Origin of the sequence: Nonomuraea antri, assembly GCF_013283785.1 — a bacterium.
Taxonomy (GTDB): Bacteria; Actinomycetota; Actinomycetes; order Streptosporangiales; family Streptosporangiaceae; genus Nonomuraea; species Nonomuraea antri.
The window spans coordinates 1-24,557 of sequence record NZ_JABCPZ010000174.1; the positions used below are offsets into that span (position 1 = coordinate 1).

26 protein-coding genes are annotated in these 24,557 nt (G+C 72.9%); 14 read left to right on the forward strand and 12 right to left on the reverse strand.

Annotation, left to right across the window (positions count from 1 at the left end; translation table 11 throughout):
* Window positions 1-53 precede the first annotated feature (53 nt).
* The 3 genes from HII36_RS39215 to HII36_RS39225 are packed head-to-tail and all read left to right on the forward strand — an operon-like array spanning window position 54 to window position 3,702.
* Window positions 54-869, forward strand: coding sequence for a hypothetical protein (locus tag HII36_RS39215; RefSeq protein WP_173528399.1), 816 nt, complete (start codon window positions 54-56; stop codon window positions 867-869).
* An 11-nt stretch (window positions 870-880) separates the two neighbouring features.
* A complete protein-coding gene (locus HII36_RS39220; RefSeq protein WP_173528400.1) occupies window positions 881-2,587 on the forward strand; it encodes a M48 family metalloprotease in 1,707 nt (568 codons plus the stop codon).
* On the forward strand, window positions 2,584-3,702 hold the full coding sequence (locus HII36_RS39225) for a glycosyltransferase family 4 protein (RefSeq protein WP_328808092.1): 1,119 nt from the start codon (window positions 2,584-2,586) through the stop codon (window positions 3,700-3,702). Before HII36_RS39220 ends, HII36_RS39225 begins: the two co-directional genes overlap by 4 nt.
* Window positions 3,703-3,982: 280 nt before the next feature.
* On the opposite strand, the gene HII36_RS39230 is transcribed toward HII36_RS39225, so the two are convergent.
* Both HII36_RS39230 and HII36_RS39235 read right to left on the reverse strand, forming a co-directional pair.
* Entirely contained in the window at window positions 3,983-4,243 is a 261-nt protein-coding gene (locus tag HII36_RS39230; protein WP_173528401.1) for a hypothetical protein, read from the reverse strand.
* 174 nt (window positions 4,244-4,417) lie between these two features.
* Window positions 4,418-5,317 carry an aldo/keto reductase gene (locus tag HII36_RS39235; RefSeq protein ID WP_173528402.1) on the reverse strand — a complete coding sequence of 300 codons (900 nt, stop codon included), beginning with the start codon at window positions 5,315-5,317 and terminating at the stop codon, window positions 4,418-4,420.
* 59 nt (window positions 5,318-5,376) lie between these two features.
* Between HII36_RS39235 and HII36_RS39240 the strand changes: the two genes are divergently transcribed.
* Window positions 5,377-5,757, forward strand: a complete 381-nt coding sequence (locus HII36_RS39240) for a MerR family transcriptional regulator (RefSeq protein ID WP_173528403.1) — start codon at window positions 5,377-5,379, stop codon at window positions 5,755-5,757.
* A 9-nt stretch (window positions 5,758-5,766) separates the two neighbouring features.
* Here the strand turns inward: HII36_RS39240 and HII36_RS39245 are convergent, their stop codons facing one another.
* Window positions 5,767-7,524 (reverse strand): AMP-dependent synthetase/ligase, encoded by a 1,758-nt coding sequence (locus HII36_RS39245; protein WP_173528404.1) that lies wholly within the window; start codon window positions 7,522-7,524, stop codon window positions 5,767-5,769.
* A gap of 126 nt (window positions 7,525-7,650) precedes the next feature.
* On the opposite strand from HII36_RS39245, the gene HII36_RS39250 reads away from it, so the two are divergent.
* The 7 genes from HII36_RS39250 to HII36_RS39280 all read left to right on the forward strand — a co-directional run bounded on the left by HII36_RS39250 (window position 7,651) and on the right by HII36_RS39280 (window position 13,379).
* Window positions 7,651-8,418 carry a metallophosphoesterase family protein gene (locus tag HII36_RS39250; RefSeq protein ID WP_173528405.1) on the forward strand — a complete coding sequence of 256 codons (768 nt, stop codon included), beginning with the start codon at window positions 7,651-7,653 and terminating at the stop codon, window positions 8,416-8,418.
* A 61-nt stretch (window positions 8,419-8,479) separates the two neighbouring features.
* On the forward strand, window positions 8,480-8,917 hold the full coding sequence (locus HII36_RS39255) for an SRPBCC family protein (RefSeq protein ID WP_173528406.1): 438 nt from the start codon (window positions 8,480-8,482) through the stop codon (window positions 8,915-8,917).
* Window positions 8,918-8,919: 2 nt separating this feature from the next.
* The gene (locus HII36_RS39260) at window positions 8,920-10,086 is read left to right on the forward strand and encodes an ArsA family ATPase (protein WP_173528407.1); all 1,167 of its coding nucleotides are present in this window, start codon (window positions 8,920-8,922) and stop codon (window positions 10,084-10,086) included.
* A gap of 40 nt (window positions 10,087-10,126) precedes the next feature.
* The gene (locus HII36_RS39265; RefSeq protein ID WP_173528408.1) at window positions 10,127-10,564 is read left to right on the forward strand and encodes a DUF5304 family protein; all 438 of its coding nucleotides are present in this window, start codon (window positions 10,127-10,129) and stop codon (window positions 10,562-10,564) included.
* Window positions 10,565-10,577: 13 nt separating this feature from the next.
* Window positions 10,578-11,510, forward strand: a complete 933-nt coding sequence (locus HII36_RS39270; protein ID WP_173528409.1) for an ROK family glucokinase — start codon at window positions 10,578-10,580, stop codon at window positions 11,508-11,510.
* Between the two features lie 19 nt (window positions 11,511-11,529).
* Entirely contained in the window at window positions 11,530-12,225 is a 696-nt protein-coding gene (locus tag HII36_RS39275) for an endonuclease/exonuclease/phosphatase family protein (RefSeq protein WP_173528410.1), read from the forward strand.
* Between the two features lie 38 nt (window positions 12,226-12,263).
* Window positions 12,264-13,379 carry a hypothetical protein gene (locus HII36_RS39280; RefSeq protein WP_236004354.1) on the forward strand — a complete coding sequence of 372 codons (1,116 nt, stop codon included), beginning with the start codon at window positions 12,264-12,266 and terminating at the stop codon, window positions 13,377-13,379.
* A 13-nt stretch (window positions 13,380-13,392) separates the two neighbouring features.
* Here HII36_RS39280 and HII36_RS39285 read toward each other — a convergent pair whose 3' ends face one another.
* Both HII36_RS39285 and HII36_RS39290 read right to left on the reverse strand, forming a co-directional pair.
* Window positions 13,393-13,854, reverse strand: coding sequence for a hypothetical protein (locus tag HII36_RS39285; RefSeq protein ID WP_173528411.1), 462 nt, complete (start codon window positions 13,852-13,854; stop codon window positions 13,393-13,395).
* Window positions 13,855-13,900: 46 nt separating this feature from the next.
* Window positions 13,901-14,659, reverse strand: coding sequence for an alpha/beta hydrolase (locus HII36_RS39290; protein WP_173528412.1), 759 nt, complete (start codon window positions 14,657-14,659; stop codon window positions 13,901-13,903).
* A gap of 164 nt (window positions 14,660-14,823) precedes the next feature.
* Here HII36_RS39290 and HII36_RS39295 point away from each other — a divergent pair, with 164 nt between their 5' ends.
* A complete protein-coding gene (locus tag HII36_RS39295) occupies window positions 14,824-15,531 on the forward strand; it encodes a lysophospholipid acyltransferase family protein (protein WP_173528413.1) in 708 nt (235 codons plus the stop codon).
* 44 nt (window positions 15,532-15,575) lie between these two features.
* Here the strand turns inward: HII36_RS39295 and HII36_RS39300 are convergent, their stop codons facing one another.
* Window positions 15,576-16,034, reverse strand: a complete 459-nt coding sequence (locus tag HII36_RS39300) for a MarR family winged helix-turn-helix transcriptional regulator (RefSeq protein WP_173528414.1) — start codon at window positions 16,032-16,034, stop codon at window positions 15,576-15,578.
* Window positions 16,035-16,153: 119 nt separating this feature from the next.
* Here HII36_RS39300 and HII36_RS39305 point away from each other — a divergent pair, with 119 nt between their 5' ends.
* Window positions 16,154-16,579 (forward strand): DoxX family protein, encoded by a 426-nt coding sequence (locus HII36_RS39305; RefSeq protein WP_173528415.1) that lies wholly within the window; start codon window positions 16,154-16,156, stop codon window positions 16,577-16,579.
* Window positions 16,580-16,627: 48 nt separating this feature from the next.
* Here the strand turns inward: HII36_RS39305 and mmuM are convergent, their stop codons facing one another.
* The 4 genes from mmuM to HII36_RS39325 all read right to left on the reverse strand — a co-directional run bounded on the left by mmuM (window position 16,628) and on the right by HII36_RS39325 (window position 21,479).
* Window positions 16,628-17,494: a homocysteine S-methyltransferase gene (mmuM, locus tag HII36_RS39310; RefSeq protein ID WP_173528416.1), complete on the reverse strand. Its 867-nt coding sequence runs from the start codon at window positions 17,492-17,494 to the stop codon at window positions 16,628-16,630.
* A gap of 124 nt (window positions 17,495-17,618) precedes the next feature.
* Window positions 17,619-18,431 carry a trehalose-phosphatase gene (gene otsB / locus HII36_RS39315; protein ID WP_173528417.1) on the reverse strand — a complete coding sequence of 271 codons (813 nt, stop codon included), beginning with the start codon at window positions 18,429-18,431 and terminating at the stop codon, window positions 17,619-17,621.
* Window positions 18,432-18,472: 41 nt separating this feature from the next.
* Window positions 18,473-20,764, reverse strand: coding sequence for an arylsulfatase (locus HII36_RS39320; protein ID WP_173528418.1), 2,292 nt, complete (start codon window positions 20,762-20,764; stop codon window positions 18,473-18,475).
* A 61-nt stretch (window positions 20,765-20,825) separates the two neighbouring features.
* Window positions 20,826-21,479, reverse strand: coding sequence for a Crp/Fnr family transcriptional regulator (locus HII36_RS39325; RefSeq protein WP_173528419.1), 654 nt, complete (start codon window positions 21,477-21,479; stop codon window positions 20,826-20,828).
* 73 nt (window positions 21,480-21,552) lie between these two features.
* Between HII36_RS39325 and HII36_RS39330 the strand changes: the two genes are divergently transcribed.
* Window positions 21,553-21,810 carry a YciI family protein gene (locus HII36_RS39330; RefSeq protein WP_173528420.1) on the forward strand — a complete coding sequence of 86 codons (258 nt, stop codon included), beginning with the start codon at window positions 21,553-21,555 and terminating at the stop codon, window positions 21,808-21,810.
* A gap of 76 nt (window positions 21,811-21,886) precedes the next feature.
* Here HII36_RS39330 and HII36_RS39335 read toward each other — a convergent pair whose 3' ends face one another.
* Together HII36_RS39335 and HII36_RS39340 are read right to left on the reverse strand one after the other, a co-directional pair.
* A complete protein-coding gene (locus HII36_RS39335; RefSeq protein ID WP_173528421.1) occupies window positions 21,887-24,370 on the reverse strand; it encodes a VIT domain-containing protein in 2,484 nt (827 codons plus the stop codon).
* On the reverse strand, window positions 24,367-24,557 hold a 191-nt coding region (locus tag HII36_RS39340), incomplete at its 5' end, for a hypothetical protein (RefSeq protein WP_173528422.1). The genes HII36_RS39340 and HII36_RS39335, both read right to left, overlap by 4 nt.

Sequence of the window (24,557 nt, forward strand, 5' to 3'; positions counted from 1 at the left end):
CCCCACTGCCTGGCCGCCATCGCACCGCCCGTGCGCCACTACGATCGGGCATCGTGTCCGTGCAGGTGAGCCGTCGTGCCGTGGTGGCCTCCCTGCTGCTGTTCGCGCTCGCCACCGCGGGCGCGCCGCTCCCAGGCACGTCGCTGCCGCCCGAGGTGCGCGGGCTGTGGCGGGACGGCGTGACCGTCGTCCGTGGTGACCGCTCGATCGTGGCCGGTCACCACGCCGACCCCGGGCTGCTGCGCGACCTGGCCCGGCGGGCCGACGCGGCCGGGCGGCGGGTGGCGGGCGTGCTCGGCCGGCCGGTGCGGGCGGTGGTGGTCGTCCCCGCGTCCGCGAGCGAGGCCGCCGGGCTGGCCGGTGTCGGACGGCTGGACGGGCTGGCCGCCCTGGCCGACGCCGGACGCGTCGTGGTGGTGCCCGAGTTCTTCGCCAGGCTCACCCCCGTCGGCCGTGACGTCGTACTGACGCACGAGCTCACCCACGTCGCGGCCGGCACGGACGGCCTGCCCGTCTGGCTGTACGAGGGGTTCGCCGACTACGTCGGCTACCGCGACGCCGGGCTGCCGGTGCGGACGGCCGCCGCCGAACTCGCCGCCGAGGTCCGGGCCGGGCGGGTGCCGCGTGAGTTGCCCGGGCCTGAGGCTTTCGCCCCAGGTCAGCGGGACGGCGACCGCCTCGCGAGGGCGTACCAGGAGGCGTGGCTGGCGTGTCGCTTCCTGGCTGACCGCTTCGGTGAGGAGAGCCTGGTGAGGCTCTACCGTGACGCGCGGACGGCCGGGGTCGATCGAGCGCTCGCCGCGCTGGGGCTCACGGCCGCGACGCTGACGGCACGGTGGCGCGCGTACGTGCGGGAGCAGCTCAGGTAAAGGGGAGGCTGATGAGCGAACGGCACGAGACGAACGACCCGCCACAGGATCAGGAGGAACCGGGCGGCACGACCGCGGCCGTCGTCGGCGCGGCACCGGCGGGGCACGAACCGGCGGGGCACGAGCCGGTAGGGCGCGAACCGGTGGGGCATGAACCGGTGGGGTTCGGGCTCGCGGGCGGGCATGGTGAAGGTGTGACTCCAGGATCGGGCGACCACGCGGCGGGCCCGCGACCCGGCGAGGACCGCGACCGGCCGGGCGACTGGCCGGGGGAGCGGCGCCCGGGTGACCGCCGGCGCGGCGTCGGCGCCGCACGCGGGCGTGGCGCGGCTCGTAAGGGTGACGCGGGTTCCGAGCGTGACGCGGGTCCTGGGCGTGGCGCGGCTCCTACGCATGGCGGGGCGCGGCAGGACGGGACGCGGCAGGACGGGCCGCCGCAGGGCGGGGTGCCGCGGGACGGGGCCGGTGACGCGCGCTTGCGGCGGCAGGCGGCCGTCGCGCTCGGGCTGCTCGGCGCGGTGATCCTGGCCGTGGCGGCCTTCACCACGCCGTGGCGCGCGCTCGCCGAGGGCGCCCCCGACGTCGCACCCGACCCGTCCCGCGACTTCAGCGCCGCCCAGATCGCCAGGTCGCAGGCGTTCGACGCGGCCACCAGCCTGCCCGGCTACCTCTCGCTGGGGCTGACCGTGCTGTTCGCGGCCCTGCTGGTGGCCACGCCGTTCGGCGCCAGGGCCGTGGGGTGGCTCAGGGGCCCGTGGTGGGCGCGGACCGTGCTCGGCGTGCTGGTGCTGACCGCCATCGCCGAGGTGATCAGGTGGCCGCTCGGCGTCTGGTTCGAGACGCTGCTGCGCGACTACGGCCTGTCCACGCAGAACTGGGCCTCCTGGGCGGGCGACAGGCTGAAGAGCGCCGGCATCAACGTCGTGCTGATGTCGGTGATGGTGCTGGCGATCGTGGCGCTGGCCCGCAAGGTCAGGCGGTGGTGGATCCCGGCCGCGGCGGGCGCGTTCGCGCTGACCGTGGGCGCGTCGTTCGTGTACCCGGTGGTGTTCGAGCCGGTGTTCAACGACTTCACCTCGATGCGCGCCGGCGCGCTGCGCGCCAACCTGCTCGCCATGGCCCAGCGCGACGGCGTCCCGGTCGACGACGTGCTGGTGGCCGACGCCTCGCGCCGGACCACCGCGCTCAACGCGTACGTGTCGGGCTTCGGCGCCACGCGCCGGATCGTCGTGTACGATACACTGCTCAAGGCCCCGCAGCGCGAGATCGAGCTGGTCGTGGCGCACGAGCTGGGCCACGCCAAGTACCGCGACGTCCTCAACGGCACGCTGATCGGCGGGCTCGGCGCGGCCTTCGGCGCGATCCTGCTGTTCCTGCTGTTCGGCGCGCTGCGCAGGCGCGCGGGCATCACCTCGATCGGCGACCCCCGGGCGGTGGGCCTGATCATCGGGCTGCTGGGCCTGGCGGGCCTGGTGTCAGGGCCGGGCGAGAACGTCATCAGCCGGCACGTCGAGGCCCGCGCCGACGCGCACGCCCTGGATCTCACCCGGGACCCGGCCATGTTCGTGGCGATGCAGAAACGCCTGGCAACGACCAATATTTCCGACTTGTCGCCAGATGCTGTGGAATATGTGCTCTATGTGTCGCATCCCTCCAGTCCTGAGCGCATCGCCATGGCCCGTGCGTGGGCGAAGCTGAACGGCGTCCCCGAACCGTGACCGACGCCGCACCCCGGGCGCTCCCGCGCGCGCTCATCGTGACGAACGACTTCCCGCCCAGGCCGGGCGGCATCCAGTCGTTCGTGCACGGGCTCGCGCTCCGCACGCCCGGCGTCGCGGTCTACGCGTCCTGGTGGCCGGGGTGCGAGGAGTTCGACCGGCGGCAGCCGTACCGGGTCGTGCGGCATCCGACGCGGCTCATGCTGCCCGTCCCCGCCGTCGCCAGGACGGCGGCCGCGCTGGTGGCCGAGCACGGCGCGCAGGCCGTCGTGTTCGGCGCGGCGGCGCCGCTCGGCCTGCTCGCGCCCCGGCTGCGGGCGGCCGGCGCGCGGCGGGTGGTCATGCTCACCCACGGCCACGAAGCCTCGTGGGCCGGCGCGCCCGGCTTCCGCGCGACGCTGCGCAGGATCGGCGAGCACGCGGACGTCGTCACCTACCTGGGCGAGTACACGCGCGCCAGGCTGGCGTCGGCCATCCCGGCGGCCAAGCTGGTACGCCTGGCGCCCGGCGTCGACACCGCCCAGTTCCACCCCGGCGCCGCCAGGGCCGAACTGGGCCTGGGCGAGCGCCCTGTGGTGGCCTGCGTGTCACGTCTGGTGCCGCGCAAGGGCCAGGACCTGCTCATCAAGGCCTGGCCCGCGGTCCTGCGCGCGGTGCCGGACGCCGTGTTGCTGCTGGTCGGCGGCGGGCCGTATCGCAGGAGCCTGGAGCGGCTGGCGGCCGGGCACGAGTCGATCAGGTTCACCGGCACCGTGCCCGCCGCCGACCTGCCCGGCTACTACGCCGCCGCGGACGTCTTCGCCATGCCGTGCCGTACCCGGCTGAAGGGGGTGGACGTCGAGGGGCTGGGGATCGTGTTCCTGGAGGCGTCCGCGACCGGGCTGCCGGTGGTGGCGGGCGCGTCCGGCGGCGCGCCCGACGCGGTGCGGCACGGCGAGACGGGCCTGCTGGTCGACGGGCGCGACCCCGGCGAGGTGGCGCAGGCGCTGATCGAGCTGCTCACCGACCCCGAGCGGGCACGCAAGATGGGCGCGCGCGGCCGCGACTGGATCGGCCGCGAGTGGGCCTGGGACCAGGTCGCCGCCCGCTTCCACACCCTCCTCGCCTCCCCCTAGCGCACGCGCCGCGGCCTGCGGCATCGCCACCGGCCCGCTGAGCCGGTGTCCGCGGTCGTGGCGCTGCCCGCCGTCGGGCCGGCCGCCACGGGCGGTCCGTGCGGGTCGGCTCCCTGGTGCGGCCGTCGTCGTGCTCCTCGCGGTGATCCCCGCGCTGGTCACGCGGCGTCGCGGCGGCCAAGGCGGTCCGCCTGTCCGGGCCGGCCGCGCTGATCGCGGGCGGCGGCCTGATCCGGGCGGCGCCGTCCGGCCGCGGCGCGTGGGCGTTCGTCTGGTGCGGCTAGCCGAGCGCGGCGTCGGGGGCGTCGGCGTACGGCGTCACCCACCAGCCGTCCTCGCACACCCGCCCCTCGGGGTCGTGGTCGCCCTCGGCGTACGTGGCCATGCCGGTGCTGTCACCGGCGGGGGAGGGGAACAGGCTGGTGAAGAAGTACCGGCAGCCGTTTCTCTGCAGGTCCGCCTGGGCGGACGGGACGACGGTGAGCGCGGCCCCGGCCGTGCTCAGGGCGAGCGCGGCGGCGGCGCGAGTGAGATGGCGCATGTGAGTCCCTTTCGTCGCGGATCTCGCGCCCTGACGCCGTCCGGGCATGGGTTTCGTCCATGCCCGGCGTCGTCCGCGCACGGGTGCGCCGGTGGGCGCGGTGGTGCGTCAAAGGCGCGCTTGGTCACTTAGCGTAACCAAACAGATGTCTACCGCAATTTCCGGCACTTCATGTCACTCCGGTGCGACGACGGCGGACAGCCGGTCGTACTGCGCGTCGGAGAGCTCGACCGACAGCGCGGCCACGTTCTCCGCCAGGTGCTCGGGCGAGGTGGTGCCCGGGATGGGGATCACCGTGGGTGACCGGCGCAGCAGCCAGGCCAGCGACGCCTGCGCGGGCGTGACGCCGATCTCGGCCGCCACCTCGGCCAGCGGGCTTCCCGGACCGGCGTGCGCGCCCGCCGCGACGGGGAAGAACGGCAGGAACGCGATGCCGTGCGCGGCGGCGTGGTCCACCACGTCCTCGTGCTGCCGGGTGGCCAGGTTGTACATGTTCTGCACGGTCGCGATCGGGGTGATCTCGGCCGCCTGGCGCAACTGGTCGACGCTCACCTCGGACAGGCCGATGTGGCGTACCTTGCCCTCGTCCCTGAGCCGCTTGAGCGCGCCGATCTGGTCGGCCAGCGGGTAGTCCGGGTCGATCCGGTGCAACTGCAGCAGGTCGATGCGTTCCACCCGCAGCCGGCGCAGCGACAACTCCGCCTGCTGGCGCAGGTAGGCGGGGTGGCCCAGCGGCACCCACTCGGTGGGCGAAGGACGCAGCACGCCGATCTTGGTGGCCACGCTCACGCCGCCCGCGTACGGGTGCAGCGCCTCCGCGATCACCTCCTCACCGGCGCCCAGCGCGTAGGAGTCGGCCGTGTCGAACAGGTTCACGCCCAGCTCGACGGCCCGGCGCAGCAGCCTGATCGCCCCTTCCCTGTCGGCCGGGCCGCGCCAGATGTGGGCCGCCATGCCGGTGGGTCCCGGCTCGTGCCCGTCGGCCAGGCGCATCGCGCCGTACCCGATCCTGCGGACCTCAAGATCGCCGCCAATGGTGAAGGTCTGTACTGTTTCGCGAGGAATTTCTCTCATGTCGGAAACGCTAGAAGCTCACATCGATGTGAGATTCAAGTGGCTGTGAGGAGCATCACGTGAAGATCGGCGCGCTGTCCAAGGAGACGGGCGTGAGCCATCGGCTGCTGCGCTACTACGAGGAGCAGGGGCTGCTGACCACGCGGCGGGGCGACGGCGGGCACCGCACGTACGACCAGGACGCGCCGGTCGTGGTCAGGCGTATCCGCACGCTGCTGGCGGCCGGACTGCCGACCCGCGTCATCAAGGACGTGCTGCCCTGCGTCTCCGGTTCGGGCGACGCGCTGGACCCCTGCGTGCTCGGCCACCTGCGGGGCCGGCTGACCGGCCTGGAGGAGCAACTCGCCGAGCTCCAGGCCACCCGCGACAGCCTCGCCGCCCTCCTCGACGTCACCGAACAAGCCACCACCGCCAGGAATGCCGCCCATCTGGCGGCCTGATCCGGGCGCTCAGGAGGTGTAGAGCGCCTCGACGTCCTGAGCGAAGTCCTTCATCACGATGTTGCGCTTGATCTTCAGCGACGGCGTGACGTGCCCGCTCTCCTCGGTGAGATCGGCCGCCAGGATCGTGAACTTCTTGATCTGCTCGGCCTTGGACACCAGCGCGTTGGCCCGGTCGACTGCGTTCTGCACCTCGGCCAGCACCCGCGGGTCGGTACGCGGGTCGGCGGACGCGCCGTTGGTGGCCGTCCACTGCTCCATGGCCTCGGGGTCGAGCGTGACCAGCGCCGCCACGAACGGCCGGCCGTCGCCGACGATCATCGCCTGGGAGACCAGCGGGTGCGAGCGCACCGCGTCCTCCAGCGGGCCCGGCGCGACGTTCTTGCCCGCGGCCGTGACCAGGATCTCCTTCTTGCGGCCGGTGATGCGCAGGTAGCCGTCGGCGTCGAGCTCGCCCACGTCGCCGGTGTGGTACCAGCCGTCGGCGTCGATGGCCTCGGCGGTGGCCGCCTCGTTCTGCCAGTAGCCGGCGAAGACGTTGCGGCCCTTGGCCAGGATCTCGCCGTCGTCGCCGATGCGGATGGTGACGCCGGGCAGCGGCTTGCCGACCGTGCCGATCTTGTTGGCGCCCGGCATGTTCACCGAACAGGGCGCCGAGGTCTCGGTCAGGCCGTAGCCCTCGAAGACCTCGATGCCGACGCCGCGGAAGAAGTGGCCGAGCCGGTCGCCCAGCGCGGAGCCGCCCGACACGGCCGCGGACAGTCGGCCGCCGGTGGCGGCGCGCAGCTTGCCGTAGACCAGCTTGTCGAACAGGGCGCGGCGCAGCCGCAGCCCGAGCGGCGCGCCGCCGGAGCTCTCCGCCTTGCTCCAGGCCACCGCCACGTCGACGGCGCGGGTGAAGATCTTGCCCTTGCCGCCCGCGATGGCCTTCTGCTCGGCGCCGTTGTAGACCTTCTCGAACACGCGCGGCACGCCCAGCAGAAACGTCGGCTTGAAGTCCTGCAGGTCGGGGGCGACGTTCTTCATGTTCGGCGTGTGCGCCATGATCGCGCCGGCCTCGATGAGCACCACTTCGATCATGCGGGCGAAGATGTGCGCCAGCGGCAGGAACAGCAGCGCGGCGGGCTCCGGCCTGGCGAACAGCGCCTCCAGCGGCCCGGCCAGCACGTTCCTCGCGGTGAACAGCAGGTTGTCGTGGGTGATGCGGCAGCCCTTCGGGCGGCCCGTGGTGCCGGAGGTGTAGACGATCGTGGCCAGGTCGGCGGCGGTGACCCGGCTCCTGCGCTCCTCGACCTCGGCCTCGGAGACGTCCGCGGCGTCGAGCGCGCCGTCGACCCGCCAGATCGTCTTCAGGTCGGGCACGGCCTCGCGCACGGTCTCCTCGTGCCCGTCGAGCTCGACGAACACGGCCTTGGCCGCGCTGTCGGAGACGATCCAGCGGACCTGCTCCACCGACGAGGTCTCGTAGATCGGGACCACGACCGCGCCGATCGTCCAGAGCGCGTAGTCGACGAGGGTCCACTCGTAGCGGGTGCGCGACATGAGCGCGACCCGGTCGCCGTGCTCGACGCCCGCCGCGATCAGGCCCTTGGCCAGCTCGACCACCTGGTCCCTGAACTCGCCCGCGGTGACCGCCGGCCAGCCGTCGCCGATCTTGCGCCGCATCACCACGGCGCCCGGCTCCCGCGCGGCCCGCTCGAACACGGTGTCGGGCAGGCTCGCCGAGGCAGGCACATCGACCAGGACGGGGACGGTGTACTCGCGCACGAAGTCAACTCCTCTTCAGAGACCGCCTGGACGTTACCGCGTTAAGTTACGGACCGGTAGCTCCGTCATTGAGGCGTTATGAAGCGCTTTCATCAAGCTAGCAGCACCCGCTCATAGGATTTTCCCATGAAGGTCCACGTGGTGAGCGACGTACACGGCCGGGCGGACGCGCTGGCCAGAGCCGGTGACGGGGCGGACGCGCTCATCTGCCTGGGCGACCTGGTCCTGTTCATCGACTACCACGACCACGCCCAGGGCATCTTCCCCGACCTGTTCGGCGCCGAGCGGGCGGCCGAGTTCATCGCGCTGCGCACGGCCAAGCGGTTCGACGAGGCCAGGGCCATGTCGGCGCGGCTGTGGGCCACGCTCGACGGCGATCCGCGCGACCACATCGAGGCCAACGTCCGCGCCCAGTACGAGAAGCTGTTCGCGGCCATGCCCACCCCCGCCTACCTCACCTACGGCAACGTCGACATCCCCCGGCTGTGGTCCGACTACCTGCGGCCCGGCCACCAGGTGCTCGACGGGCAGAGCGTGGAGATCGGCGGGCTGCGGTTCGGCTTCGTCGGCGGCGGGCTCAGGACGCCCTACCGCACCCCGTACGAGATCGGCGACGAGGAGTACGCGGCCAAGGTCGAGGCGGTCGGCGAGGTGGACGTGCTGTGCTGCCACATCCCCCCGGCCGTGCCCGAACTGCTCTACGACGTCGAGGCCAGGCGCTTCGAGCGCGGCAGCGAGGCCACGCTGGCCGCGATCAAGAAGACCCAGCCGCGTTACGCCCTGTTCGGCCACGTGCACCAGCCGCTGCACCGGCGCACCAGGATCGGCCGCACCGAATGCGTGAACGTGGGCCACTTCAGGGGGCGGGGCGTGCCGTACGTGCTGGAATGGTGAGACGCCGGTCGTAGGCGCGGGCGTCCGCCGCAACCGGCGCATTCTGCACTACGGTGGTCGCATGGCTGATCGCACCACGAAGAGCATCTCGATCGGCGCCGACCGCGCCGCGATCATGGCCGTCATCGCGAACTTTCCCGCCTACCCCGAATGGGCCGGACAGGTCAAGAGCGCCGAGGTGCTCAGCACCGGCGCCGACGGCAGGCCGGAGCGGGTGCGGTTCGTCCTCGACGCCGGCATGATCAGCGACACCTACACCCTCGCCTACACCTGGCACGACGACGAGCTGGTGAGCTGGCGCGTCGCCGAGCCGGGCAAGATGGTCGCCGAGCTCGACGGCAGTTACCGGCTGACCCCTGCGGGCAGTGGCACCGACGTGACGTACGAGCTCACCGTCGACCTCCAGGTGCCCATGATCGGCATGATCAAGCGCAAGGCCGAGAAAGTGATCGTGGACACCGCGCTCAACGGGCTCAAGAAGCGCGTCGAAGGCCGCTGACGTTGAGCCCGCGAGTCCTGCTCTTCACCGGCAAGGGCGGCGTCGGCAAGACCACGGCCGCCGCCGCCACCGCCACGCTCGCCGCCGGGCGCGGGCTGAAGACCCTGATCGTGTCCACCGACACGGCGCACTCGCTGGCCGACGCGCTCGGCGTCGAGCCCGGCGAGGTGGCGCCCGGGCTGCACCTGCACCAGGTCGACACGCAGAAGTCGCTCGAACGCCACTGGGGCGAGCTGCAGGACTACGCCCGCGGCCTGCTGGTCGAGCTGGGCCTCGACGAGATCACCTCCGAGGAGATCACCGTGCTGCCCGGCGCGGAGGAGGTCATCGCGCTGCTCGAACTGCGCGAGCACGCCCGCGACGGCCGCTGGGACGTCATCGTCGTCGACTGCGCGCCCACCGCCGAGACGCTGCGCCTGCTGGCCCTGCCCGAGGCGCTCGACTGGCACGTCACCAGGCTGCTGCCGGTCGGCCGCCGGGTGATGAAGGTCGTCTCGCCGTTCGTGCGCGGCCTCGCCCACGTCTCCGCGCCCGGCGAAGGCGTCATGGACGCGGCCGAGCGTTTCCACCGCGCGCTCATGGACGTGCGCGACCTGCTCACCGGCGACAACGCCTCCGTCCGGCTGGTGTTCACGCCCGAGGCCGTGGTGCTCGCCGAGGCCAGGCGCACCCTCACCTCACTCAGCCTGTACGGCTACCGCGTCGACGCGGCCATCGCGAACCGGGTCTTCCCCGCCGAGGGCGCCGACGAGTGGCGCGCCCAGTGGGTGAGCGCCCAGTCCAGGCTGCTGGCCGAGGCCGAGTCGTCGTTCGCGCCGCTGCCCATCCACGTCGTCCCCTACCTGCCGGCCGAGCCGGTCGGCGGGCAGGCGCTGGCCGAGGTGGGCGCGGCCATGTACGGCGCGGCCGACCCGTTCGCCGCGCCCGCCGTCGAGCCGCCGCTCAAGCTGGGCGCAGACGAGCTGACCCTGGCCCTGCCCGGGGCCGACCGCGACGACGTCGACCTCGCGCGCAAGGGCGACGAACTGATCGTCACCGCCGGGCCGTACCGCAGGATCCTGGCCCTGCCCACGGCGCTGGCCCGCAGGAAGATCAGCTCGGCCGTGCTCCGCGACGGCCTGCTGCGGGTACGGTGGGCCGCGTCGGGGAGCGAATCCGAGCCCGGATGAGTTGAGCAGGATGAGCGACCTACGAAGCCGGGAGGGCCACATGAGCGAGAACGACCAGAGAGATCCCATCGGGACCGTCGCCGACGAGGCGCGCAAGCTCTTCGACGCGATCCAGGGCCGGGCCACCCGCCAGGTGGGCAAGACGGTGCTCAACTCGTTCACCGGTGGCGGCGGCCGCAAGGAGCAGGACGTGTGGGGCGAGGCCGTGTCCGAGCCGCACGACGGCGAGTACATCTGCCGCGCCTGCCCGGTCTGCCGGGCCATCGCCGCGCAGCGCGAATCGGGCTCCGACGTGACCGGGCACCTCATGGCGGCCGGCGGCGAGCTGTTCGCCGCCTTCCGCGGCGCGCTCGACGCGCTGAGCAAGCCGTCCCCCCGCCGGCCGCACGACCGCGACCGCGACAATGACGGCGACCATGACCGCGACGACCGCGACCACCGGGGCCGCGACAACGTGGAACACATAGATCTGGGATAGGGAGAACCGGGGCATGCTCACGATCGGTGTCGACATCGGCGGAACCAAGGTCGCCGCGGGGGTGGTCGACGACGACGGCCAGATCGTCGAACACACGCTCAGGCCCACCGCCGCCGACCGGCCCGACGTGGTCGCCGAGACGGTGGCCGACGTCGTGCGCGAGCTGTCGGCCGGGCGGCCGATCGAGGCCGTCGGCGTCGGCGCGGCCGGTTTCGTCGACGAGACCCGCTCGATGGTGCGCTTCGCCCCGAACCTCGCCTGGCGCGAGGAACCGCTGCAGAAGAAGATCAGCGACCTGGTCGGGCTGCCCGTGGTGATCGAGAACGACGCCAACGCGATGGCCTGGGGAGAGACCAGGTTCGGCGCGGGCCGCGGCCAGTCCCACGTCGTCTGCGTCACGCTGGGCACCGGCATCGGCGGTGGCCTGGTGATGGACGGCGTGCTCTACCGCGGCCGCTGGGGCATGGGGGCCGAGCTCGGCCACATGCAGGTCGTGCCCGACGGCCGGGTGTGCGGCTGCGGCAACATCGGCTGCTGGGAGCAGTACGCCAGCGGCCAGGCCCTGGTCAAGACGGCCAGGGAGATCGCCGCCACGCAGCCGGAACGGGCCGAGATCCTGCTCGGCCTGGCCGGCGGCAAGATCGAGGGCGAGGAGGTCACCGAGGCCGCCAGGCTGGGCGACCCGGCCTCCCTCGCCGCCTTCCGCACCCTGGCCGAATGGCTCGGCCAGGGCATGGCGGACCTGGCGGCGGTCCTCGACCCGGGATGCTTCATCGTCGGCGGCGGCGTGTCGCGGGCCGCCGACCTGTTCCTCGACGAGGCCCGCGCGGTCTTCGAACGGCAGCTCACCGGCCACGGGCACCGGCCGCTGGCCGAGATCAGGCTGGCCGAGCTGGGCGCGTCGGCGGGCGTCGTCGGCGCCGCGGACCTGGCCAGGCAGCGCTGACCCCCGGTTCCCCGTGGGCGTGACGGCGCGCGTCGCCACCTACAACGTGCGCGGCCTGCGCGAGAGCGTGCCCGCGCTGCTGCGCGTCATCAGAGGGATGCGCCCCGACGTGCTGTGCGTGCAGGAGGCGCCCAGGTTCCTGCGCTGGCGCTCCAGGCGGCGGGAGCTGGCCCGCGCCGCCGGGCTGAACGTGGCCACGCCGGGCCGGCTGGGCGGCGTGGCGGTGCTCACCGGGCCGCGCGCGCGGGTCCTGCACGCCGAGAGCCACGTGCTCAAGGTGTTCACCGGCCTGGAGGTGCGAGCGCTGGCCGTCGCGGTCGTGGAGATCGACGGCGTCCGCCTGGCGGCCGGCTCGCTCCACCTCGACCTGCACCAGGCGGCCAGGATGCGGCACACCGTCGAGGCCCTGGCGCACCTGGAGCGGGCCGCGGCCAGGTTCGGCGCGGCGGCGGTGATCGGCGCGGACGTCAACGAGCAGGCGCACCAGCCGGTCTGGCGCTACCTCGCCGGCCGCCTGACCGACTGCTACGCCGCCGCGCCAGCGGGAGCGGGCCCCACCTTCCCCGCCGCCGGCCCGCGGGCCCGGGTGGACTCCGTGTTCGCCACGCGCGGGATCACCGTGGAAGAGTGCGGCGTGCCGGGCGCCGAGATCGCCGATCTGGCCGGGGCGAGCGACCATCTGCCGGTGCTCGCGAGATTGCGAGTTGGCCCCTAACGGGCGATCGGGAGCGCCGAGCCCGTAGCATTTGCACCATGACCCGTCGCTCTCAGCGGCGTGCGCTCTCCTTGATCTTGGCGACGTCCGTGGCCTTGCCGCAGGCCACGCCCGCCGCGCATGCCGATCCTCGCCCCGTCGGAATCGAGGCGTGGCAGCAGTCGACGAGCGTGCGCCTCGAAGCGGACGGCTCGCTGTCCGACGTGCTCGCCCTGTCCTCGGCGGACGTCTGGGCCGTCGGCCAGCAGGAGATCTGGGACGTCTGGAAGAACCGGGGCACCATCCGCCACTGGAACGGCAGCGCCTGGGCCGAGATCGCCGTCCGCGACGCCACGGCCGCGGGCAACCTGCGCGGCCTGGCGGCGAGCTCCAGCTCCGAGGTGTGGGCGGTCGGCGACGGCCAAGACGGCCTGCCCTACCTCGCCCAGGGCGACGTGACCGGCTTCGACCGGGTCAGGCCCACCGGGCTGCGGGCCGGAGACTGGTTCGGCGGCATCGACGCCAAGCAGGGCAAGGTCGTCGCGGTCGGCAGCAGGGACGAGCACGGCCTCATCCTGACCGGCCAGGGCGGCAAGTGGAGCGTCGAGGAGACGGCGGCCGAGGGCGCGCTCTACGCGGTCTCCGACGGGTTCGCGGTCGGCGACACCGGCGCGGCGCCGCTCGTCCTGCACTACGCGAACCAGAAGTGGACGCCGATGAAGGTGCCCGCCGTGCGCGGCGGCTTCCTGCGCGACGTGCAGGTCGACAGCGCCAAGCGGGCCGTCGCGGTGGGCGGCGTCTACCACGGTCCGGGCGAGGTCGACCCGCTGGTGCTGACCTGGAACGGCAAGAGCTGGCGGCGGCTGAAGCTGCCCGACACCACCGCCCGCCTGTACGGCATCACCGGCGACGGCAAGGGCCGCTACTGGATCTCCGGGCACGACCCGGAGCGGGCCACCGAACCCTTCCTGCTGCGCTGCGAGAAGGGCTCCTGCGAGATCATCCGCGGCGGTGGCAAGCAGGGCAGGAGCAGCGTGCGGCTGCAGGCGGCGGCTTACCTGTCGGGCAAGGGCTCGGTGTGGGCCGTCGGACACGCCGTCGACACGGCCGACCGCTACACCGACGTGGTCGAGTCGTTCGTGCCCAAGGTCGCGGCCACCACGGAGGACTCCTGAACCGCTCAGCGGCTCACAGGACCGCGCCGTCGTCCCAGCCCGAGTCGTTGGGCGGCCCGTCGCCCATGCGCACCACCAGCGCCACGAAACCCCCGATGAACGCCGCCACCGCGGTGAACAGCGCCCACCCCTCCATCTGCCAGCTCGCCATCGCCGCCACCAGCAGGTAGGCCGGCCCCCCGAACAGCGCGAGCCACGCCAGCTTGGTCGGCAGGTCGAGCTTGGGCAACGGCGGCGGGGGCGGGGGCTCGAAGTGCCCCTCCTCCTCGTCGTCGTCCGCCTGGTCGTCCCGGTCGTCCCGGAGGTCCTGCTCGTCCTCCTCCGAGGGTTTGACCACCCGCCGGGTGGGCTCGGCCTCGGCCGGGACGTTCTCGCTGTCCGGCCAGGGCTGGTCGGCCGAGTCGCGCTCGGCTGTGTCGTTGAAGGACGCGACGATCTGCCGCCAGACCTCGTCCTCGTCACTCTGGGGCGTCACCTAGATGGGCCTCTCCGCAGCGATCGCGACTTCCCCCTGGGTGCGATCAGTCCCTCTGCAAGGGTACCGAGGCATGTGTCCGGATGAAGTCGAGGCTCCCGGCAAAGATCCTGTCGGCATCGTTGTCCAGCGTCGCAACATGGTAGCTATCGGAAAGCTCCTCGATCGTGGCCTGAGGCACCCTCTGGCGAATGATCGCCACACTTGTCGGTTTCACCACGTGGTCGTCCGTGCTGTGGAAGACCAGCAGCGGCTGCACCACCTTCGCCAGGTCGGACTGCACCAGCGACCACAGCGACGGCAGCGACGCGGCCGCCTTCACCGGGGTCCTGGCGTAGGCCAGCTCGGTCACGCCGGGCTTCTTGACGTCGTTGGCGACACCGGGCACCGACGGCACGAACCACTTCAGCAGCGGCGCCAGCTTCAGCAGCGGCACGTCGTTCGCGATCGACGGGTTGACCAGCATCACCCCCCTGATCGCCGTCCCGTGCACCTCGGCGAGCCGCAGGGCCAGGCAGCCGCCGAGCGACAGCCCCGCCACGAACACCTCCGCGCAGCGGCCCCGCAGGTCCTCGAACGCCTTCTCCACCTCGGCGTACCAGTCTTCCCAGCGGGTGCGGTTCATCTCCTGCCACCGGGTGCCGTGCCCGGGCTGGCGGGGCAGCGAGACGCTCACCCCGTGCCCGGCCAGATGTTCGCCCCACGGGCGCAGCGACTGCGGCGTGCCGGTGAAGCCATGGCACAACAGGACCCCGATCGGTCCCGCTTGGTGGTGGTAGGGCTCCGCACCTGGCATGAGCGGCATAACAGCTCCTCCAAGGGATTTCATCCCGGAACTGCCCGATCGTCGCACGTTCCGGGGTGATTGTGCGAGAGCTGGTGTAGGAGCATCGCGTCCGAGATGGGAAGATGACTCTGCCCGCCGATGAGCAGGGCTTTGCGTGCAACATGCCGAGAAGGGGTGGCCGAGTGTTCTACTGGGTGGTCAAGGCCATCTTGGCGCCGTTCCTGCATCTGGTCTTCCGTCCCTGGACGGAGGGCGCGGAGAACGTGCCCAAGGAGGGGCCGGCCATTCTGGCGGGCAACCACCTGTCCTTCGCCGACCACTTCTTCGGCCCGCTGCAGATCCGCCGCAAGGTCATCTCGCTGGGCAAGGCCGACTACTTCACCGGCCGCGGCATCAAGGGCTTCTTCACCCGGCTGTTCTTCAGCGGCGTCGGCACCGTGCCGATCGACCGCTCCGGCGGCAAGGCCAGCGAGGCGGCGCTGCGCACCGGGCTGCGCATCCTGCGCCAGGGGCAGATCCTCGGCATCTACCCCGAGGGCACCCGCTCGCCCGACGGCCGCCTCTACAAGGGCAAGACCGGCGTCGCCAGGCTCGCGCTGATGTCGCGCGCGCCGGTCATCCCGTGGGCCATGGTCAACACCTACGAGATGATGCCGCCCGGGCGGCCGCTGCCCAAGCTGGGCATCCGTCCCGGCGTCAGGTTCGGCAAGCCGCTCGACTTCTCCCGCTACTACGGCATGGAGGACGACCGGCTGGTGCTGCGCGCGGTGACCGACGAGATCATGTACGCGCTCATGGAGCTGGCCGGCCAGGAATACGTCGACAAGTACGCCGCCAGCGCCAAGGTCGAGCTGGAACGCGCAGCGCGCGCCGCCGCAGGCAAGAGCTAGCCGGTCGGCTCTCGCGCCGGGCGGTCAGCTCTCGCGCTGGGCGGTCAGCTCTCGCGCAGGGCGGTCTCCGTCCTGCGCATCGCGGTCGTCATCACCTGCAGCTCCTCGCGGGTGAGGTGGTCGATCAGGAACGCGCGCACCACGTCCACGTGCCCCGGCACCACCTGTTCCAGGCGGCGCAGGCCCGCCTCGGTGAGCACGGCCAGCACGCCGCGTTCGTCGTCCGGGCAGGTGGTACGTTTCACCAGCCCGGACTTCTCCAACTGGGTGATCTGGTACGTCAGCGCGCTCTTCGACACCACCACGTCCCTGGCCAGCTCGGTCATCCGCATCCGGCGCTCGGGCGCTTCGGAGAGCCTGGCCAGGATCTCGAACTGGGGATGTGTCAGGCCGGCCGCCGACTTGAGCTGCTCCTCGATGCGCCGTTCGAGCAGGTGCGTGGTGGACAGGAAGGCGCGCCACGCCGCCTGCTCCGTCGCGTCGAGCCACCGGGTCTCCTTCACCGGCTCAGTTTAGGCCGCCGTTCTCGCGGGTCTCGCCGGGGTGCGGAGTGTTTGTTCAGTTTTGAACATCCCCGCTAGAGTGGTCGTTCAAATCTGAACGACTTCCCCAGGAGGGTCGAATGATCGACCAGGCGCGTCCCTATGTCCTGCTGCTGGCCAGGGTGGCCGTCGGCGTGATCTTCCTCGTGCACGGCTACCAGAAGTTCGCCACCATGGGCCTCGCGGGCACGACGAAGTTCTTCGAGTCCGTGGGCATCCCGCTGGCCGGGGTGGCCGCCCCGGTCGTGGCGGTGCTCGAGGTCGTCGGCGGCCTGGCGCTCATCGCGGGCGCGGCGCTGCCGATCGTCGGCCTGCTGCTGGCCGTCGACATGGTCGGCGCGATCGTGTTCGTGCACGCCGCCAACGGGTTCGGGGTGGCCGACGGCGGCTTCGAGTTCGTGCTCGCCCTCGCCGTCGCGAGCCTGGCCATCGGCTTCACCGGGGGCGGCGCGCTGGCCGTCGACGGCCTGCTGTCGCGCCGCCGCACGGCCACCGCGACCGCCTGACGCCCGCCGCGCCGCCACCCCACGTCCTGACCCCGCGGCGCGGTGGGGTCAGGACAGGTGGGCGCGGATCTGCGTGATGTGCTCGGGAGTGGTACGGCAGCAGCCGCCGATCAGCGACGCGCCCGCCTGCCGCCACTCCTTGGCCGCCTGGCCGAACTCCACCGGGTCGGCCAGACCCAGCCAGCGGCGATGCTCGGCGTCCCACGTCTCGCCCGAGTTCGGGTAGACCACCACCGGCAGCCCGCCGGACAGGCCCGCGATCAGGCCGGGCATGTGGCGGGGCGCGGTGCAGTTGGCGCCGACCGCCACCACCCGCGGATCGCCGGCGAACACCGCCGCCGCCTCGGCGACGGGCGTGCCGTCGTTGAGATGCCCGGCGTCACGGCAGGAGAAGCTCACCCACGCCTTGACCTCCGGGGTCGCGGCCAGCAGCCGCGCCAGCGCCCGCGCCTCCACCAGCGACGGGATCGTCTCGCAGGCCAGCAGGTCGGCCCCGGCCGCGGCGAGGATCTCCCAGCGCGGCAGGTGCCAGGCGAACAGGCCGTCCTCGTCGAGGTCGTAGTCGCCGGTGTATTCGGCGCCGTTGGCCAGATACGCGCCGTACGGGCCGACCGAGGCGGCCACCAGCCCGCCCCCGGCCTCGTCGCGCGCCTGCACGGCCAGCTCGACCGACCGCGCGATCAGCCGCTCGGCCTGCGACAGGCTGAGCCCGCGCCGCTGGAAACCGGGGATCGAGGCCTGGTAGCTCGCGGTCGTGGCCACGTCCGCCCCGGCGGCGAAGTAGTCGGCGTGCACGCGCCTGATCAGCCCGGGGTCCTCCAGCAGCAGCCGCGCCGACCAGAGCTCGTCGCGCAGATCCGCGCCGAGCGCCTCCAGATGGGTGGACAGCCCGCCGTCCAAGACAAGTGTGGTCACCCCTCCAGGGTAAGAGGCCGCGCCGACTCCTCATTCCGGGCGAACGCCGGGTAACGGGTATTACCGCTTCAGGTGAACACTTTCCGCGGCCTCTGGATATTGCCGTCCGGTTGAATGTCGAACGTTAAATGCGGGCCCCGGGGAAAGCGCGGATCACGTCATTCAGCATGGCCGCCGTCTCGTCCGGCGAGTCGAGTGTGAAGTCGGCGGCGCGGGCCAGTTCGTCGCCCGTCTCGCCGTTGGCCACCGCCACCGCGACGCCCGTGAACGCCGGATCCCGCCGCTCCCTGAGCCGCAGCGCGTCGAAGGCGCGGCCGTCGGACAGGTCGTCGCCGAAATACCAGGCACTGGTCAGCGGCGCGATCTCGGCGGCCACGATGGTGCCCTTGTCGCGCCCGACCGGCGGCCGCAACTCCACCACCATGCGGCCGAACTGCTCGACCAGGCCCAGCTCTGCCGCCTTGCCCGACGACCACCGCTCCACCGCGCCACGCAGCGCCGGAGCCGCCCGGTAGTGCAGCGACACCATCAGCGACGCGTCCTGAACCAGCACGTCGCCGGGCAGTTCGCGGGCGGCGTCGGCGGCCAGGCGGCGCATGACCGGGGCCCACGGCGCCACCTCGGCGTCGGTGTGCACCCGGCCGTCGATCACGGTCTGCATGCCGTACAGGCCGAACAGCCGCACGCCGGGCAGCCGGGCGAAGCGGTCGGACAGGAACGCGGCCGGGCGGGCGGAGACGACGGCGACCCGTCCCACCAGCTTCGTCAGCTCCCGCAGGCACTCCATCACGCCGGCGACCGGGAGCACCGCTTCGGGGTCGCGCATAATGGGGGCGATTGTGCCGTCGAAATCGAAGAAGAAACCGGATTTCCCGGGGTCTGAAACGGTCGCGGACACTGCATCGTCGAAGTGGCGCGGGGCGCGAGGGGTCGCCATGTCAAGTGACGATAGAACAGCGTGCCCGGCTTCGATAACGCCTATTCGTATTTTCGTCCGATCTCTCTGACGAGGTCGATGAAGTTGGCTCCGGCGTCCGGCGCGAACGCGCCCGGGGTGTAGACGACCTCGCGCAGGACGCCGCTGAACGGGAACGGCCCGTGCCGCTCGAACACCGGCCACGAGACGGGGGAGCGGCGGTCGATCCCGACGTCGATGCCCTCCATCGGGCAGAACGCGGCGAGCATGGGCAGCCCGGTCAGCTCGCCGCGGTCCGCGCCGTCCACGCTCACGCGCACGTCCCAGCGCCAGTCGCCCGGCGCCTCCACCTGGACGACCACGTGCTCGCCGAGCGGCCCGGCCCGCAGCGTGCGCGGCCGCCCGTAGCCGTTCTGGACGAAGACCAGCCCGTCGTCGTCGGCGTAGAGCAGGTAGCCGCCGCCCTGGCCGCCGTGCGACACCAGCACGCCCACCCCGGGCCGGTCCAGCCGGGCCTCGACGGTGAACGAGCGCCACTGGATCAGTTGCAGCGCCTGCCAGCGTTCCAGCGTGTGCTGCTGCGGCGTGAGACGCAGCGGGGCGGCGTCCCGCTGCCAGGGCGGGCGCAGCAGGTAGCGCAGCCGCGAGCCCTCGTCCAGCGGATACACCTGGTTGGCCCGCGCCGCCTCCTCCCACCGGCCGGCCAGCTCCTTGACCAGCTCGGGACGCTCGGCGGCCAGGTTCCGAGTCTGGGTGCGGTCGCTCGGGCGGTGATACAGCTCCCACTCGTGCTCGCCGAACGGGGTCAGCGGCGCGTGCCTGGTCACGATCTCCCACTCGCCCCGGACGTACCCGCGATGGCCCTGCAGCTCGGCGTACTGCTCCCGATGCCCGTGCCCGGCCAGCGGGTCGCGGATCGCCGCGGCCAGCGACGTGCCCGACCTCGGCGGGCCTGCGTCCGTCGGTCCTGTGTTCGGCGGTCCTGTGTCCGGAGGGGCGATCCCGGCCAGGTCGAGCAGGGTGGGCAGGACGTCCGTGACGTAGGCCCACTGCGTGCGCAGCTCGCCGCGCTGCGGCAGCCCGGCCGGCCACGACAGCAGGAACGGCACCGCGTGCCCGCCCGCGTGCGTGTTGCGCTTGTACAGCCGGAACGGGGTGTTGGAGGCCATCGCCCAGCCGCGCGGGTAGTGCGCGAGCGTGCGCGGGCCGCCGATCAGGTCGAGGTTCGCCAGGTCGAGCGCGGGATCCTCGCGGTCGTGGCGGCTGTTGGCCGACAGCAGCGTACGCAGGTACTGGGTGGTGCCGTGCTCCTCGCCCTCCCTGGACGCGCCGTTGTCGGAGGTGAAGACGAAGATCGTGTTCTCCAGCGCGCCCAGCTCGGCGAGCGCCTGCCTGACGGCGCCGACGCTGCGGTCGACGCTCGCGATCATGGCGGCGTAGACCTCCATGTAGCGGGCGAACACCGTGCGCTGGTCGTCGGTCAGGCTGTCCCAGGGCGGGACGTCGTCGCCGGGCTCGTCGTTGCGCGGCGGCAGCCTGGTGCCTTCAGGGAAGAGGCCGAGCCGCTGCTGGGCCTGGAAGCGGCGTTCGCGGATGACGTCCCAGCCGTCACGATATTCACCACTGTGCCGCGATATTTCGCCCGCCGGGGCCTGGAGCGGGGCATGGGCGGCGCCGTGCGCCAGGTACAGCAGGAACGGGCGGTCCGACGTCGCGGCCTGCCTGATCATCGCGACCGCCTCGCGGGTCAGGTCGTCGGTCAGGTAGTAACCCTCGGGGTAGGAATCCACCTCGACGGCGGAGTTGTCGCGGACGAGCCGGTGCGGATGGTGGTAGTTGGTGAACGCCTCCAGGAACCCGTAGAACCGGTCGAACCCGCGCTGCAGCGGCCACGCGTGCCTCGGCCCCGCGTCCGACATGTCGGAGTCCTTGGTCAGATGCCACTTGCCCACGGCCATCGTCTGCCACCCGGCGGCACGGAAGATCTCCGCCATCGTGAGCGTGCCGGGCGACAGCTCGCCCGCGTATCCCGGGAAACCGGGGTCGGAGTTGGCCACGTGGCCGACCCCCGCCAGGTGCGGGTTCACGCCGGTGAGCAGCGCGGCCCTGGTGGGCGAGCACATGGGGGTGACGTGGAAGTCGGTCCACTGGGTGCCCCGCGCGGCCAGCTCGTCCAGGTGCGGGGTGGGGATCTCCGAGCCGTAGCAGCCGAGGTCGCCGAAGCCCACGTCGTCGACCAGCACGATCACCACGTTCGGCGCGCCGGGGGCGGGCGCGGGGCGGCGCGGCCACCAGGACCGCGAACCGGCGAACGTCCTGCCGACCCGGCCCTCGAACCCGTCATAGGCGATCATGACGGGAGTATAGGTTTCCCGCCCGTCCGCCTCCAGGACCTCCCGTCACGGGGTGGACCCGTCAGGTGTCCGCCAGCCGGGTCAGGGCCTGGCGGTCCAGGAGCGTGATCGCGCCGGCGCCGATCTCGATGAGGCCGCGCCGCTCGAACGTGCGCAGCGCCCGGTTCACGCTCACCCGGGTCGCGCCGATCTCCGCGCCCAGCCCGGCCTGCCCCGCGTGCAGGGCGACCCGGCCGTCCGCGTCCTGGCGTACCAGCCACTTGGCCACCCGTCCAGGCACGTCGCGCAGCACCGCGTCGGCGAGCCGTTCGTCGAGGTCCCGCACGGTCTGCGCGAGCGTGCGCAGCAGCCGCGCCGCCACCGCGGGCTCGCTCGCGACCACCTCGCGCACCACCGCGGCCGGCAGGTAGGCCACCTCCACCGCGGACGTGGCCGTCAGCGTCGCCCGGTGCGGCCCGCTCACCAGCAGCGCGGTCTTGTCGAACGCGACCGGCGCGGCGCTCACCGCGAGCACCACCTCCCGCCCGTCCGCGCTCACCCGGGCCGCCTTGACCCGCCCGTCCAGCAGCACGATCAGGTGATCGGCCGGGTCGCCCTCGGTGCAGAGCACCTGCCCGGCCGGATAGCGCCGAAGCCGCGCCAGCGCGCGCAGCTCCTGTCGCCGCGTCTCGCCCAGCCCCGCGAACATCGGCAGATCGGTCAGGCAGAAGCTCATGTATCCGGTGATACACCACCGGCGTCGCCCGCGATGCTGAGACGCGGACGCCGGGCGGCCTAGCGTGTCCGGCATGGCGAGATTCGTGGTGCAACTGGCCTTCTCCGGCGACGACCCGGCGCGGGTGGCCGCACGTCCCGCGCACCGGGCGCACCTGCGCCGGCTGCACGAGACGGGCCGGCTGATCACGGCCGGGCCCTGGGCGGACGACAGCGGCGCGCTGCACGTGTACGACGTCGCGGACGAGGCCGAACTCCGCGCGATCATCCGGTCCGACCCGTACACGGCGGGCAGCCTCGTCCTGTTGAAGGAGTGGACCCCGATCCTGTGAGCCCGTCCCGCCTGAGCCCGTCCCGCCTGAGCCCGTCCCCGCCGCCGGGCGGCGGGGACGGGCGGGACGACCCGGGTCAGCCGCGCTTCCAGAAGGGGCGGCGGCGGTTCTGACGGTCGTCGGCGGGCGCGGGGCCGGGCTCGGGGCCGGGCGCCGGCGTCTGCCCGGCGACCAGGGCGGTCAGCACCTCGACCGCCCGCTCGTGCAGGGCCCGCACGTCCGTGCCCGGCCGGTCGGCCGCCGCCAGCTCGCGGGCCAAACCGGACAGCTCCTCGTGCCCGCCCAGGTACGCCGCCAGCGCCGACAACCGCGACCCGAGGTCGGCCAGGTAGAACAGGTCGGGCCCGGGCAGGGCGTTGAGCCGGTCCAGCTCGGCCCGCAGCTGGGGCCGGACCGACTCCAGCCGGTCCGCGTCCCGGCCCCGGCCGCCCGGGTGCGGCACACGCGGCGCGGGCTGCGCGGGCCGCGGCATACGCGGCGGCCGCGGCGCGCCGGGGCTGCCGGGGCTTCCGGGCACGCCGGGTCCGCCCGGAGTGAGCGGGCCGCCAGGACCGGAGGGCCCGCCGCCCCACGGCGCCGCGGGGGCTGGGGCGGCGGGCGGCGGCACCGGGCCGCCGGGCGCGAGGTCCAGGTCGTCGTCGGCCGCCATCCCGGGTTCCAGCGCCTGGTGCAGCGCCGAGCGCATCCTGGGTGAACGGGCGGGACCCGCGGCCGCCATCGTCGCGAACCCGCCCGCCATCGGCGGGTTGCTCGGCAGCTCCCACCCGCTCGGCGGCTCGACCGGCTGGATGACCCGGTGCTCGGGCCCGCCCTCGGCCGCCTGCCTGGTGTCGACCGCCACGTACGCGGTGAACCGGCACAACACCCCGTACGCCAGCGAGACCTCCACGATCCTGGACTCCAGGTCGTGCTCGCCCATCGCGTACCTGTCCTCCAGCTCGCGCAGGTAGGCGCGGGCCCACACGGCCCGGATGGCCGGATTGTCCACCACCGTGCCCTGGACGTGCTCCTCCCACGGCTGCCCGCCGGCCAGCCCGCGCACGGTCGCCGACGTCCCCTCGCGGTAACGCCCGTACCCGCGCAGCGGGACGCCGGGGAAGATCGAGCCGAGGTGGGTGACCGTGCCCGGCTCGACGTCGAGGCCCTTCAGCGACAGGTCGGTCACCAGCGGCGCGCCGATGCGCCGGTGGATCTGCTCCATGGCCGCGTCCAGCCGGTCCTCCGACTCGACCAGCTCGCACCGCCCCGCGCCCAGCCCCGCCAGCCGGCCCAGGAAGCCGGCGTTCACCGCCCGGTCGATGCCGACCGTGTGCACGCGCATCGCCGACAGCGCGCCGCCCGTCTGCTCCAGGATCTGGTCCTCGTTGCCGACCTGGCCGTCGGTGACCAGCACCAGCACCCGTTCGCGTCCGTCCTGGGCGGCCAGCAGCGCGATGGCCTGGCGCAGCGGGTCGAGCAGCTCGGTGCCGCCGCGCGCGTCGACCCGCGCCAGGTGCTCGACCGCGCGGTAGCGGTTGCGGTCGGAGGCCGGCACCAGCCCCTCGAACGCGCGCTCCACCACCGAGTCGAAGGTCAGGACGGCGAAACGGTCCTGCGCGGTCAGCGTGTCGACGATCCGCGCGGCGGCCCGGCGCGCGGCCACCATCTTCCACCCGCCCATGCTGCCCGACCGGTCGAGCAGCAGCACCAGGTCACGCGGGGTGCGGGTGGCCTGCAGCGGCGGCGGGACCACGGTCAGCGCGAACGTCCCGTGCCCGTCCTGCGGCCCGGTGAGCTGCAGCGACGTGGACGCCTCGAACGACAGCCGCAGGATGAAGTCCCGGTCGAGCCGCTCGCCGGGACGCAGCCGCACGGTGTGCCCCTCCTCCTCGACCACGTGCAGGCTGGAGGCCAGCTCGCGCAGCTCCAGCCCGGCCGCGTCGACCTTCACCGCCAGCGACAGCCGCACCGGGTTCGGGAAGCCGGGCAGCAGCACCGGCGGCGTGATCCTGGACGCGTCGGGCACCGCGTCGGTGTCGGGCACGACCCCGTCACCGGCCGGCGGGCCGTCGATCGGCTGACCCGGGATGTAGCGGGGGGCCACCACCAGCGGGAACCTGAACGTCGCGGCCCCGTCCTCGTACGGCAGCGGCTGGCTCAACGTCAGCCTGACCGACACCCGCTCACCGGGCAGGATGTTGCCCACCCTGATCGTGAAGACGTCGGGCCGGTCCTCCTCGGCGATCGCCGCCCGCCTGCCCTCGCGCAGCGCCCGGTCGTAGTCGGCCCGCGCCTGGCCGCGCTCCTTGAGCACGCCCTCGATCACGCGGTCGTCGGCCTCCATCCGGAACGCCGTCACCGCCGCCCTGTCGGGCAGCGGGAAGACGTAGGTGGCCTCCAGTGTCACGTCGTACGGGTTCCTGAACCCCTGCGTCACCTCGACCCCGGCGATCAGGCCCGACACGTCGGCGGTGACGTCGACGCTCTCCAGCGGCAGGTTCCCGCGTTCGGTCTGCAACGCGCCGAACCCGGCATCGGGCACCGGCAGGCACCTGGCGGGCTCCAGCGAAGTGATCTTCATAGCAGCTTCCTCTCTTCGAGCACCGCGATCAACGGCCCCGCCGCCGCGAGCACCGCCTGAACGTCCTCGTCGGACGGGATCCGCCCGGCGTCCACCACCAGCCGCACCCCGTCGGCCAGCCGGAACCCCACGACCTGTCCGGCGGCTCTGCCACCGCGTTCCGGGGATTCGGAGGCGGGGGCGGGGC